10 protein-coding genes are annotated in these 13,401 nt (G+C 65.0%); 7 read left to right on the top strand and 3 right to left on the bottom strand.

What is annotated here, in order from left to right:
• Positions 1-75: 75 nt before the first annotated feature.
• The 3 genes from ASD15_RS10075 to ASD15_RS10065 all read left to right on the top strand — a co-directional run bounded on the left by ASD15_RS10075 (position 76) and on the right by ASD15_RS10065 (position 4,785).
• A complete protein-coding gene (locus ASD15_RS10075; protein WP_057154709.1) occupies positions 76-1,776 on the top strand; it encodes a phospholipase D-like domain-containing protein in 1,701 nt (566 codons plus the stop codon).
• 75 nt (positions 1,777-1,851) lie between these two features.
• Positions 1,852-2,388 carry a hypothetical protein gene (locus ASD15_RS10070; protein WP_057154708.1) on the top strand — a complete coding sequence of 179 codons (537 nt, stop codon included), beginning with the start codon at positions 1,852-1,854 and terminating at the stop codon, positions 2,386-2,388.
• 144 nt (positions 2,389-2,532) lie between these two features.
• A complete protein-coding gene (locus ASD15_RS10065) occupies positions 2,533-4,785 on the top strand; it encodes a carboxy terminal-processing peptidase (protein ID WP_057154707.1) in 2,253 nt (750 codons plus the stop codon).
• Positions 4,786-4,942: 157 nt separating this feature from the next.
• Here the strand turns inward: ASD15_RS10065 and ASD15_RS10060 are convergent, their stop codons facing one another.
• Complete coding sequence (locus ASD15_RS10060; RefSeq protein WP_057154706.1) at positions 4,943-5,737, bottom strand: helix-turn-helix domain-containing protein; 795 nt, start codon at positions 5,735-5,737, stop codon at positions 4,943-4,945.
• Positions 5,738-5,829: 92 nt separating this feature from the next.
• On the opposite strand from ASD15_RS10060, the gene ASD15_RS10055 reads away from it, so the two are divergent.
• The 4 genes from ASD15_RS10055 to ASD15_RS10035 all read left to right on the top strand — a co-directional run bounded on the left by ASD15_RS10055 (position 5,830) and on the right by ASD15_RS10035 (position 11,582).
• Positions 5,830-7,053, top strand: coding sequence for an MFS transporter (locus ASD15_RS10055; RefSeq protein ID WP_057154705.1), 1,224 nt, complete (start codon positions 5,830-5,832; stop codon positions 7,051-7,053).
• A gap of 705 nt (positions 7,054-7,758) precedes the next feature.
• Complete coding sequence (locus ASD15_RS10045; RefSeq protein WP_057154776.1) at positions 7,759-8,829, top strand: rhodanese-like domain-containing protein; 1,071 nt, start codon at positions 7,759-7,761, stop codon at positions 8,827-8,829.
• Positions 8,830-8,874: 45 nt separating this feature from the next.
• Positions 8,875-9,792: a phosphatidate cytidylyltransferase gene (locus ASD15_RS10040; RefSeq protein WP_057154703.1), complete on the top strand. Its 918-nt coding sequence runs from the start codon at positions 8,875-8,877 to the stop codon at positions 9,790-9,792.
• On the top strand, positions 9,789-11,582 hold the full coding sequence (locus ASD15_RS10035; RefSeq protein ID WP_057154702.1) for a bifunctional alpha/beta hydrolase/class I SAM-dependent methyltransferase: 1,794 nt from the start codon (positions 9,789-9,791) through the stop codon (positions 11,580-11,582). The genes ASD15_RS10040 and ASD15_RS10035 overlap by 4 nt, the downstream gene beginning before the upstream one ends.
• Here the strand turns inward: ASD15_RS10035 and ASD15_RS10030 are convergent.
• On the bottom strand, positions 11,533-12,150 hold the full coding sequence (locus tag ASD15_RS10030) for a CDP-alcohol phosphatidyltransferase family protein (protein WP_057154701.1): 618 nt from the start codon (positions 12,148-12,150) through the stop codon (positions 11,533-11,535). The two genes, ASD15_RS10035 and ASD15_RS10030, sit on opposite strands and share 50 nt — an antisense overlap.
• Positions 12,147-13,394, bottom strand: a complete 1,248-nt coding sequence (locus tag ASD15_RS10025) for a phosphatase PAP2 family protein (protein ID WP_057154700.1) — start codon at positions 13,392-13,394, stop codon at positions 12,147-12,149. Before ASD15_RS10025 ends, ASD15_RS10030 begins: the two co-directional genes overlap by 4 nt.
• Between the last annotated feature and the right edge of the window lie 7 nt (positions 13,395-13,401).

Here is a 13,401-nt window from a genome sequence, read left to right as displayed (position 1 = left end):
TGTTGGGCCGTTTACCTGCTAAGCTTCCTTGGCTGGAATTGTCAATTTGATATTTTCACTCAAGGGAGAGCGGATATGAGCCGGATTCAGCTGGGCGCTTACTGTAATACCGACGACACTTTTCTGGTCTGGAAAGCCGATGTGCTGGCAGGGTGCATCGGCTTCGCCATCGAACGCGTCTGGCTGCACAGCGACGAGCCCGGCCGCGTGCTGAACCAGGCGGAATACCTGGTCAACCGGGTGGGATTTGCCGGTGACGCGGGGGCCGGGCCGAACCAGCGCCAGCCCTCCAGCGTATGGCCGTTCCAGCGCTATAACTGGACCGACCACGAGCTCGGTTTCCAGGACCGCGCCAAATACCGCGTGGTGCCCATGGTGGGCGTACCCGGCGCACTCAGCGCCAAGGAAGAATGGGCCAGCGACTGGGTACAGGTCGATGCGGTACAGCCCGGCAAGGGCCGCCTCAGCTGCTTTTTCAACCGTCCGATGGCGGCCTCGCCGTGGATGGCGCGCATCGTAGCCGAGCAGGGCATCCGCAGTTCCACCGAGCTGGTGGAAACCATTTCCGACGTGTCGAGCCGTTCGCTGCGCAGTTTTTGCGGCGGCACCCTGATCGTGGGCTTGCGCCAGTTGTTCGACCATGCCGATCGCCATCCCGGCGTGCATCTGTACGCAGCGCTGTTCGAGCTGGAGGACGAAGAGGTGGTGCGGCGCTTTTGCAAGCTGGGCGCGCGCGCTCATATTGTGCTGGCCAACGGCAGCGCCAAGGAGTCCGAGCCGGACGCCAACGCGGTGGGGCGCGAACTGGTGCGCGAAGCGGGCTGCGACGTGACAGACCGCATGACGTCGCTGCCCGGCCAGGTGGGCGACCTGGGCCACAACAAGTTCATCGTGGTGGTCGATGGCAACGAGCCGGTACGGGTCTGGACCGGGTCCACCAATCTGACGCCGACCGGCTTGTTCACGCAGGTCAACAACGCGGTGCTGGTCGAGAGCGGCGAACTGGCGGCGCAGTATCTTGCGCAATGGCAGCGCCTGGCAGAGGCGCAGAGCGCCGTGCCGTCCTCGCTGAAGAAGACCAACGCGGCGCCGGCCGCCGGCACCGATAGCCCGGCCCGTATCGAACCCTGGTTTACGCCCACCGTGAAGCAGGGCGACCTGAAGCGGCTCCAGGAATTGGTGGAAGGGGCGCAGGAGGGCATTCTGTTCCTGTCCTTCATGCCGGGTCCGAACGGGCCCGTGCTCGACGTGCTGGAAGAGCGCGCCGAAGGTAGCTTCGTGCGGGGCGTGCTGAACCAGTTCGTCGGCGGCGCCAAGGGCAAGCTGGTGGCCGCGCTGGTGGGCGGCAGCCAGGCCGACCCGATGGACCTGGACGTGTTCAAGCCTTCCGGCATCCAGCAGCAGTTCGCCTTCTGGGCGGCGGAATTCATGCGCGGCGGTAAGATCTCGGTGCTGGTGCACAGCAAGGTGCTGTGCATCGACCCCTTCGGCGCCAAGCCGGTGGTGGTGACCGGCTCGCACAATTTCTCGTCGATGGCGTCGGAAAGCAACGACGAGAACTTCCTCGTCATCGAGGGCGACGCCGCGCTGGCGCAGGCCTACGCCACCCATATCATGTCGGTCTACAACCATTACCGCTGGCGGCAGTACGTGGCGTCCACCCTGGCGGCCGACGGCGAACCATGGCAGAAGCTGGACAGCAAGCCAAGCTGGCAGGAATCGCGCGTGCGGTCGGCCAGGCAGCAGGCCGAGTGGCGGTTCTGGCTGAACGATTGAGACCATTCGGGGCGGGTTAAGGGCGGGGGGCGATTAGTTGTGCCCTGCGGGACCGAAACTCGGTATTATTCGACCATGTTCGATTGTGCCGCCATCGCCCCCGCCTGGTTCTGCCAGCATCGCGATGTGCTGCTGGACGTCTCGCTCTACCTGCTGCCCTCGCTGGCGCTGGCGCTGGTGATCCGGCGCTTGTCCTCGGTCCATCCGGTCTTCTTCCTGTTCACCCTGGCGGGCACCATCTGCCACGAGCTGGCGCATTTCTGTATCGGCTTGCTGACCGGGGCGCGGCCGGCGGGCTTTTCCGTGGTGCCGCGCAGGGTGGGGCGCAACTGGCAGCTCGGCTCGGTAAGCCTGACCCGGGTGCGCTGGTACAACGCGGCGCCGGTGGCGCTGGCGCCGTTCCTGGTGCTGGCCGTGCCGGTGGCGGTGGCGCTGTGGCGCACCCATCCCGGCTGGCAGTTCCAGCCGCTCGACTTGCTGCTGGCGTTTGCCGTGGCGCCCCAGTTCCTGGCCTGCTGGCCGTCCTCGGTGGACTGGAAGATTTCGCTGCGCTCGTGGCCCTATGTTGTCATAGGCGCAGTGGCCTGGTCGGGGTCACGATTTGTTACATGAATAAAGTCCCCTTTCCTTTAATCATGCCTTAAGCTTCCTCACTGAAACTGTGTTCTCCAGCGGGCCGCCGGTTGCCTGCTATCCTGTAGAATAAAGCGCAGCTGGACCCAGTTTTCCATGAAATCAAGTTTTCGGAGTAAGCCGATGAAGAAGCAGATGCTGTTGAGCGCGATTGCGCTGGCCGTTTCGGTACAGGTGGGCGCGGCAGCGCCCGAAAAAGCAGCGGACGTTGTCAAGCCACAGGCTGTGCAGTCCCAGGCCGCGTTGTGGGCCTCGCACGTCATGTCGCGCTATCACTACAAGGCTACCCCACTGGACGATGCGATGTCGGAGAAGATCTTCGACCGCTACTTCAAGTCCCTGGACGGCGAGAAGCTGTTTTTCGTGCAAGCGGACGTGGACCAGTTCGCGTCCATGCGCAGCAAGATGGACGACGCCATCATGTCGGAAAACCTGACAGTGCCGTTTGCCATCTACAACCTGTACCAGCAGCGCTTCAACGAGCGCATCGGCTATGCGCGCGAGCTGCTGAAGACCAAATTTGATTTCTCGCAGGACGAGAGCTACCAGATCGACCGCGAAAAGGCCGAGTGGCCGAAGACCGAGGCCGAAGTCAAAGACCTGTGGCGCAAGCGCGTCAAGAACGACTGGCTGCGCCTGAAACTGGCCGGCAAGGACGACAAGGCCATCCGCGAGACGCTGGACAAGCGCTACGAGAACTACCTGAGCCGTTCGCGCAAGCTGAACAATGAAGACGTGTTCCAGATCTTCATGAACGCGTACGCCATGTCGATCGAGCCGCACACCAATTACCTGGGGCCGCGCGCCGCCGAGAATTTCGACATCGCCATGCGTTTGTCACTGGAAGGCATCGGTGCCCAGCTGCAGCAGCGCGACGACTACACCGTGGTGCGCGAAGTGGTGCCGGGCAGCCCGGCCGCCTTGTCGGGCAAGCTGAAAGTGGGCGACCGCATCGTCGGCGTGGCCCAGGGCGAGAGCGGCAGCTTCACCGACGTGGTGGGCTGGCGCATCGACGACGTGGTGCAGCAGATCCGTGGCGCCAAGGATTCCGTGGTGCGCCTGCAGATCCTGCCGGCCGACGCCGGCCCAGACGGCAAGCTGGCGCAGCTGTCGCTGGTGCGCAAGAAAATCAGCATGGAAGAACAAGCGGCCAAGAAATCCATTCTGGAAGTGCGTGACGGCAATGCCAAGCGCCGCGTGGGCGTAATTTCCCTGCCGACCTTCTACCTGGACTTCGAGGCGCGCCGCCGTGGCGACAAGGATTACAAGAGCGCTACCCGCGACGTGGCGCGCCTGCTGGCCGAACTGAAGAAAGAAAAAGTCGACAACGTGCTGATCGACCTGCGCAACAATGGCGGCGGCTCGCTGACCGAGGCGGTGGAACTGACCGGCTTGTTCATCGACAAGGGCCCGGTGGTGCAGCAGCGCAACGCGCAGGGCAAAGTGGAAGTGGAAAGCGACACCAACGCCGGCCTGGCCTGGGATGGCCCGGTAGGCGTGCTGATCAACCGCAGTTCGGCCTCGGCGTCGGAGATCTTCGCCGCCGCGCTGCAGGATTACGGCCGTGGCCTGGTCATCGGCGAGCCCTCGTTCGGCAAGGGCACCGTGCAGACCCTGGTCAACCTGGACCGCTATTCGCAGGGCGACAAGCCGCGTTACGGCGAGCTGAAGATGACGGTGGCGCAGTTCTTCCGCATCAATGGCGGCACCACGCAGCTGCGCGGCGTGACGCCGGACATCAGCCTGCCGTCCATGTCGGACCCGGAAAGCTTCGGCGAGTCGAGCTACGACAATGCGCTGCCGTGGGTGGCCATCAAGCCTGCCGTCTATATCCCGGCAGGCGAGCTGAAGGACATCGTGCCGATGCTGGACAAAAAGCACGAGGCGCGCGTGGCCAAGGACAAGGACTTCCAGTACCTGGCCGAAGACATCGCCCTGGTGAAGAAGCAACGCAAGGACAACACCATTTCGCTGAACGAGACCGTGCGCCGCAAGGAGCGCGACCAGCAGGAAGCGCGCGCCAAGCTGCGCGAAGCCCGCTTGCTCAGCCTGGTGGCCTCGCCGGATGACCCGGTGCTGATCCCGGACGCCAAGGAAGCGCTGAACAAGGCCATCTCAGCCAAGCCGGCCAATGCCAACGCCAAGGCTGCGCGCCAGGTGGCGGCAGTGAAGGGCGCGTTGCGCACCGACGACGGCCTGCAGGCGGACGAGCGCGGCTTGAGCGCCGAGCTGGACGCAGAGAAGGCCGCCAAGGCTGCCAAGGACGTGCTGCTGAATGAGGCGGTGCATATCCTGGCGGACGAAGTGGGCCTGCTGAAGACCGATACCCGACTGGCCTCCCGCGTGCTCCCATACGCAGCCGATGTGGGAAAGTAAGTATTTTTGCCAAGTTATACGCATCGTTTATTTCTATCATCACTAATATAAAGTAGAAATATACGATGCTCTACGGCATCATAGCTCCTGTCTCCTCTATTCTCCTCAAAGAGATTAGATTTAGCCCGCTCCCGTAGCGGGCTTTTTTTTTGCCGGCCTAGCCCGGGACGCGCCATTCGGTCAGATAGTCTTGCGGAGTCTTGCCCAGCACACGGCGGAACATGGCGGTGAAGGCGCTGGGGCTGGCGTAGCCGAGGGCGCTGGCGATGCTGGCCACGCTGTCGCCGCGCGCCAGGCGGATAAAGGCGTCGGCCAGGTGCACTTGCTGCACCCATTGCCGGAACGGCAAGCTGGTCTCCTTGGGAAACAGCCGCATCAGCGTACGGCCGCTGGCGCCGGCATGGCAAGCCCACTCATCGATCGAACGCGCATTGCCGGGGTTGGCCATGATGGCTTCGCACACGCTGACCAGGCGCCGGTCGCGCGGCCAGGGGATGGCGATCGGCACCGTGGCGGCGGCGCCCAGTTCCGACAGGATCAGGGCGGCAAGGTGCTCGCCCCGGCCGGGAATAGGGTATTCGGCCGGCTCGGCGGCGAGCGCCAGCACCAGTTCCCGCAGCAGATTGCTCACCTCGATCAAGCGGCAGCCGGTCTGCAGGCTGGGCAGCGCGTCGGGCGCAACGTACAGCGAACGCATGCTGACCTTGGTAAGCATGGTCAGCTCGTGGGCCACGCCTGGCGCAATCAGCAGGGCGCGGCGGGGCGGGATCAGCCACACGCCGACATCGGTGGTGACGCGCATGATGCCTTCGATGGCGTACAGGAATTGCGCCCGCTGGTGACAGTGGCGCGGGATCAGTTGCCTGAACGCCTGCTCCTTCGGCAAGGCGACAATGGCGCGCGGCACGGCCTGCAAGGCGTCTGCGGTGAGAATGTCCGGGGTAGTCTGCATGGCGGAATGTGGCAGTTGGGCGACGATTTATGGCAGATGCTTGCCAAACCACCATATTACACTGCAACTCCGCCAACCGAGCCAGTCTTATCATGAACACCGTCTTACCGCGTACCGTCAACGCAGCCGTCCATACCGCCCCCACGCAGGCGCAGGGCACCGTGATGCGCATCCTGGGCGCAGTCGCTTTCGTGCACCTGCTGAACGACCTGATCCAGGCACTGCTGCCATCCATCTACCCCATGCTGAAAGAGCAGTTCAGCTTGAGTTTCACCGAAGTGGGCCTGATCACGCTGACCTTCCAGTGCACCGCTTCCATGTTGCAGCCGTGGATCGGCCTCTATACCGACCGCCGTCCGATTCCCTTCCTGCTGCCGGCGGCCATGTGCTTTACCCTGGCGGGCATATTGATGCTGTCCGTGGTCAGCACCTTTCCGGCCTTGCTGGCGGCGTCCGCCCTGATCGGCATAGGTTCGTCGGCCTTCCACCCGGAAGCCTCGCGCGTGGCGCGCATGGCCTCGGGCGGGCGCTTCGGCTTCGCCCAGTCGCTGTTCCAGGTCGGCGGCAATACCGGCAGCGCGCTGGGTCCGCTGCTGGCGGCCGGCATCGTGGTGGGCCGCGCGCAGGGCAATATCGCCTGGTTCTCTCTGTTTGCGCTGGTGGCGATCGCCGTGCTGTACCGCGTTTCGCATTGGTACAAGGAACATCTGCGCACTGTCACGCGCAAGGCGGGTACGGCAAGCGGTCCCAAGTTGTCGCGCAAGCAAGTGCTGGGTGCGCTCGGCGTGCTGGCGCTGCTGGTATTTTCCAAGTACATCTACATGTCCAGCCTGACCAGCTACTACACCTTCTACCTGATCGAGAAGTTCGCGTTGCCGGTGGCGAGCACGCAGCTCTATCTGTTCCTGTTCCTGGCCGCGGTGGCCGCCGGCACCTTCCTGGGCGGGCCGATCGGCGACCGCATCGGCCGCAAACGCGTGATCTGGATCTCCATCCTGGGCGCCGCGCCATTCACGCTGGCGCTGCCGTACGCCAACCTGTTCTGGTGCGCGGTGCTGACGGTGATTATCGGCTTCGTGATTTCCTCGGCGTTCTCGGCCATCGTGGTGTTCGCCCAGGAACTCGTGCCGGGCAACGTGGGCATGATATCGGGGATCTTCTTCGGGCTGATGTTCGGCATCAGCGGCATCAGCGCCGCAGCCATGGGAAAAGTGGCGGACGCGGCCGGCATCGGCTATGTATTCCAGATCTGCTCCTTCCTGCCGCTGCTGGGTATCCTCACCATTTTGCTGCCGGACGTGGAGGCGGAAGCGTGATATGCGCTTTGATGATTTCCCTCATCATGAAGATAAAGTAGCAATGTATGCTGCTTTGCGGCATCATGGTTCCTGTCTCCTCTATTCTCCTCCAAGAGATTAGATTTAGCCCGCTCCCGTAGCGGGCTTTTTTTTTCTGGGTTGCAGGGACTGCAGCGGAGCGCCCGGCGCGCAGCTTTCCTTATATTCGACTTAATTATCTCGCTCATCATCAATATAAAGTAGACGTATTTGCTGCGACGCGGCATCATAGCTCCTGTCTCCTCTATCCTCCTCCAAGAGATAGAATTAGCCCGCTCCCGTAGCGGGCATTTTTTTGCGCGCAGGGAATCCAACGGCCCTGGCTCACGCAGGCAGCCTATCGGCGCAGCGATGGAGGCTGGAGCGACCACCTCCAGCGTTCTGAGTTGCCGCGCGACGCAGTACGCGGTGCGACGCGGCAGCTGAAGGTGAATGTCATATACGATCTGATTATCTCTGTCATCAGAAAGATAAAGTGGATTTATATGATGCGATGCCGCATCATGATTCCTGTCTCCTCTATTCTCCTCCAAGAGATTAGATTTAGCCCGCTCCCGCAGCGGGCTTTTTTTTTGGTGCATCGCGGCCCCGGCCTGGCGGGTGTTGCGCCCGCCGCTCCGGAATTTTATCGTATTGCCATGCCGCTTTGCTATCATTGAAAGATCGACTCTTTCTTTCATGATTATGATCTTCCGCCAGCTTTTCGATCCGACTTCCTCCACTTACACCTATTTGCTGGGTGACAGCGGCGAAGCCGTGCTGATCGACTCCGTCTACGAGCAGGTGCCGCGCGACCTGGCCCTGTTAGGCGAACTGAACCTGCGCCTGCTGGCCTCGCTGGATACGCATGTGCACGCGGACCATGTCACCGGCGCGTGGCGCCTGCACCAGCGCTGCGGCAGCAGCATGGCGGTGGCCGAAGCGGCCGGCGCGGCCTTGGCGGACCGTCCGCTGCGCCACGGCGACCGGATCCAGTTCGGCAGCCGCCACCTGACCGTGCGCGCCACGCCCGGCCACACCAATGGCTGCCTGACCTATGTGCTGGACGACGAAAGCATGGCTTTCACAGGCGACAGCCTGCTGATACGCGGCTGTGGCCGCACCGACTTCCAGGGCGGCAGTCCGCAGCAACTGTTCGCTTCGGTGCGCGAGCAGATACTCACGCTGCCGGACGCCTGCCTGCTGTACCCGGCGCACGACTACCGCGGCATCACCGTCACCAGCGTGGCAGAGGAGCGGCGCTTCAACCCGCGCCTGGGCGGCGACGTCGACGAGGGGGACTTCGCCGGCCACATGAACAACCTGAACCTGCCCCATCCCAAGCTGATGGCGGTGGCCGTGCCCGCCAATCTGCGTTGCGGCCAGCCGGAAGGCGGCGAGGGCGAAGTCCCGCCCGACGCGCAAGCCTGGGCGCCGCTCACGCTGCGTTTCAGCGGCGTGTGGGAAATCGAACCGATGACGCTGCTGGAGCACGCGGACCAGGTACAGATCGTGGACGTGCGCGAAGCTCCCGAGTTCATCGACCGCCTCGGCCATTTGCCGGGCGCGCGGCTGGTGCCCTTGTCGCAGCTGAAAGACCGGCTGGACGACTTCGACCGCGACCGTCCCGTGGTGGCCGTGTGCCGCTCGGGCGTGCGTTCGGCCCAGGCCAGCGTGCTGCTGGCCAAGGCCGGCTTCACGCAGGTGGCCAACCTGGCTGGCGGCATGCTGCGCTGGAAGGCCGAAGCGCTGCCGGTTGCACAGGACGTTGCCTAATAGGAAATTCGTCGTATAATTGCAATTCAAGCAATTGAGGCGATTATGCAATTAGCCCTATCCCTGCTGGGCGCGGAAATCCTGACCGCGCTCGGCATGCTGTACCTGATGCTGGGCATGGCCTCGCTGGGCGTCGGCCTGAGCTTGCGCGCGCGGCCGCAAAGCCAGCTCAGGCTGCAAGTCAACGCCTGGTGGTGGATCTTCCCGGTGGTCACCGTCAGCCTGTTGCTCCATCCGGCTGGCGCGCCCATGCTGGCACTGTTGATCGGCGCGCTGGCATTGCGCGAACTGGCGCCGTTCGCCGTTCCTGGCAACGCCGTCAAGGCGGTCTTCGCTTGGTCCGCCGCCATCATCCTGGCGGCCACGCTGGCATTGACATTCGTCAAGCCGCCGGCAATTACCGCGCTGCTCGCGCTTGCCATCCTCGTAACACTGATATATTTCCTCCGGTCACGTAGCAATTCCGCGCTGGTGTGGCTCTTGTGGCTGGGACTGTGCTTCAGCGTCAGTTTCCTGCCGCGCTACGAGGCGCTGCCGCTGGCGCCGCACCAGCGCCTGGGCTGGTTGTTCTACTTGTACGTGCTGACCTCGCTGAACGACGTGGCGCAGTTCATCAGCGGCACGCTGTTCGGCCGCCACCGCATCGCCCCCGGCATCAGCCCGAACAAGACCTGGCAGGGACTGCTGGGCGGGGTGGCGGCGACCCTGCTGCTGTCGCTGGCGCTGGGCAGCTATCTGCATCTGGCGGATGCGGCCCGTCTGGCGGCGTACGCCGTGCTGCTGTCGCTGGGCGGCTTCTGCGGCGACCTGATGTTCTCGGCGGCCAAGCGGGTGCTGGGCGTAAAAGATTTCTCGCAACTGATCCCCGGCCACGGCGGCATCCTGGACCGGGTGGACAGCCTGGTGGTCACCGCGCCGCTGCTGTACTTTCTCATTATCACCACTCAAGGGAAGCTCGCATGAAAGCTGAACGCTCACTGGCCTGGCGCACCACCGAATCCGGCTTCGACTGCAAGGACGGCACGCGCCTGTTCTACCGCGCCTGGGAGCCGCTGGCGCCGCGCCAGGACGGGCCGCAGCGCGCGCTGGTGTTTCTGCACCGGGGGCACGAGCATTCCGGCCGCATCCAGCCGCTGGTGGAGCAGTTCGGCTTCGCGCAGGACCACGCTTTCGCCTGGGACGCGCGCGGCCACGGCTACTCGCCCGGCGAGCGCGGCGACGCGCCCAGCTTCGAGGCCCTGGTGGAAGACTTCGACACCTTCATCCGCCACATCCGCGGCGCGCACGGCTTCGCCGAGGAAAATATCCTGGTGGTGGCCAACAGCGTGGGCGCCGTCATCGCCGCCACCTGGCTGCACGACTACGCGCCGCGCGTGCGCGGCGTCATCATGGCCGCCGCCGCTTTCGAGATCAAGCTGTACGTGCCGCTGGCCAAGCCCGCGCTGCGCTTTGCGCGCCGCTTCAAGCCGGAGCTGTTCGTCACCAGCTACATCCGCCCCGGCATGCTGACCCATTCGGCGCAGGAGGCTGCCGCTTATGGCGCGGATCCCCTGATCGCCAAGGCCATCTCTGCCTGCGTGCTGCTGGGCCTGGCAGACACCGCCAGGCGCATCGTGCACGACGCCGCCGCCATCGACACGCCGGTGCTAATGCTGGCCGCCGGCAAGGATTTCGTGGTGAAGGAGGGGCCGCAGCAGACCTTCTTCGAGCGCCTGTCCTCGCCGCTGAAGCGTTATGTGCGCCTGCCGGATGCATTCCACGCGCTGTTCTACGAGCAGGACACCAGCGTGGCGTTGCATGAAAGCCGCCAGTTCGTGGAGCACTGCTTCGAGCGCGCGCCGCTGGCGCCGTCGCACTACCTGAACGCGGACCGCGACAGCCACAGCGCGCGCCGCTACGCCGCCATGCAGGCCGGGGAGAGCTGCGGCGCGCTGGCCAAGGGCTGGTTCGGCCTGCAGCGCGTGATGCTGGGCGCGATGGGCGGCGTGAGCGACGGCATGAAAATCGGCCTGCAGCACGGCTTCGATTCCGGCGCCTCGCTGGACTATGTGTACCGCAACCAGGCCGGCGGCCGCTTCATCATGGGCAAGACCATGGACCGGGGCTATCTGGACGCGGTGGGATGGCGCGGCATCCGCCTGCGCAAGCGCCAGCTGCAGCAGATGCTGGGCGAGCGCATCGCGGCCCACACGGGCGCCGCGCCGCTGCGCATCCTGGACATTGCAGCAGGCTCGGGCCGCTACGTGCTGGAGACAGTGAAGCGCTTCCAGGACAAGGACATCCAGGTCACCCTGCGCGACTACACGCAGCACAACCTGGACCAGGCGCGCATGCTGGCGGGACAGTTGCAGTTGCGCGCCAGCGTGGACTGCCAGCTGCGCGACGCTTTCAATCCCGGCAGCTACCAGGCGGCCGAAGGCGGATACGACATCGTCATCGTGTCCGGCCTGTACGAGCTGTTCAGCGACAACGAGCCGGTGGCCGCGTCGCTGACGGGCATCTTCAGCGTGTTGCGGCCGGGGGGCTACCTGATTTATACCGGCCAGCCTTGGCACCCGCAGCTGGACATGATCGCGCTGACCTTGACCAGCCATCGCGGCACGCCGTGGCAGATGCGTCCGCGTCCGCAGGCGGAAATGGACGGGCTGGTGGCCTATGCCGGCGGGCGCAAGCTCGCCACCAGCATTGGCCTGGAAGGGATCTTCACGGTGTCGCTGGCGCAGAAGCCCGCAGCGCCTGGCGCAGGCGGTTGATCACGGTCCAGACCGACAGCGCAAGCACCAGCATCAGCATGCCGTTCAGCACCAGCGGCGCGGCCTGGTAACCGATCAGCAGGGCGAGCAGCCCGAACCAGAAGGCGCGGTCGCTCTTGCCCATGGGGCCGTCGAAGCGGCGCGCGCCGCCCACGCTGAGCGCGAGCACACCGGCGAACTCGGCCAGCAGCGCGCCTACCACGCACAGCACCACCAGCGGCGCGTGCAACGCGGCGGCCAGCGTGAAAGGCAGGTACAGCGCGGCGTCCGATACCTGGTCGCAGAGCTCGTTGAGCAGCGTGCCCAGGCGGGTCTTTTGCCCGGTGGCGTTGGCCAGCATGCCGTCGATGGCGTTCAAGGCCATGCGCAACAGCAGGAAGGCGGGCAGGCCCAGCCACAAGCCGGTCCAGCCGGGCTGCCAGGCCAGTACAACGCCATAGGCCACGGATAAGAGCATGGTGGCCAGCGTGATCTGGTTGGGCGTCACGCGGCAGCGCAGCAGTGCGCGCATCAGCGGCTGCAGCAGTTGCTGGAATTTCGGTTTCAACTGGTAGATCGAGAAGCTCATTGCTTGGCGTACTCCGTGTAAAGTTGGGCGATAAGGCGGCTGCGCTGGTAGCCCATGGCGCAGTGCAGGTAAATGTCGCGGCCCTGGCTGGCGTGGGTGGCAATGGCGGCCAGGATGGGCTGGGCCGAGCGCGCATCCAGCGTGTGCAGGTCCAGCAGCGGAAAGTGCTGGTAGGGGTGGCGGCGCAGCGCGGGCGTTTCGCTCAGTTCGTTGGACAGGTCGATCACGGCGCAGCCGGCGGGCAGGCGCGCCGCCTCGGCGTTGCTCAGGCGCCTGCCCACCCACAGGCGCTCGCTGTGCCGGTCGAAGGGCGGCTTGTGCCGTTCGCGCCAGCGCACCAGCTGCCAGGTCAGCAGGTAGCCGCCCAGGTAGGGCGCGTAAAGCAGCCAGATCCACAGCGGGTGGCGGCCGTTGCGCTTGTGCAGGTAGGCGGCGTCGCGGCGCTGGTAGGCCCAGGCCACCAGCAGCAGGCTGGCGCACAGGTACAGCCACCACGGGCCGCCCAGCGCAACCCACGCCAGCAGGGACAGCCCGGCCAGCAGCGTGTAGCAAAATGCGACCGGCTTGGCGGTGGCGTGTCCGGCGGCGCCTTGTGCCGGGGCGGCAAGGTGGGCTACGCCGGCGCGCACTGCTGCACGGCCGGGCAGGGCGCGGATGGCCAGCATGCCGAGCAGGGCGCCTCCCGCGACGTCGGCCAGATGGTGCTGATAGGTGAACACGGTGGCGGCGGCAACCAGCATCAGCCAGGCGGCGAGCACTGCCCGCGCTACCGCGCGGCTGCGGAGCGCGCTGCTCAAGGCTGGCCAGAAAATCAGGCAGTAGGCCACGTGGAGCGACGGCAACTGGTTGTACGGCTGGTCCATGGCGGACAGTTGCGCGAACAGCCAGGCCGGCAGCGCCGCGTCCACGGCGGGCCGCTCGAAGCCGAAGCGCAGCGGGAACGCGGCAAATACCAGGCAGGCAGCGACAGTGGCAAAGGCCACGCGGCGGCTCAGCGCGGACAGCTCGGCGCGGCTGGCCGCCAGCACGAAACTCAGTACGAACAGCAGGCCGGACGTCATGTAGGGCAGCACCATCCAGGGCAGGAAGGGCAGCGCCGCATCCCACGGCAGCGCCACGCTGCCCGTCGTGCCGGCGCGTTGGGCAAGATGGTTCGCCAGCGGGTAACATAGCCCGAACAGCGCGCCGTTTAGCGCTAGCTGCGTTACACGCTCGCGCATGCTGGGCACTGCTTCCGGCTCCATGGTCGAA

This window comes from Massilia sp. Root351, from assembly GCF_001425045.1.
Lineage (GTDB): Bacteria > Pseudomonadota > Gammaproteobacteria > Burkholderiales > Burkholderiaceae_D > Rugamonas.
This window is presented reverse-complemented; position numbering and strand designations above follow the sequence as displayed.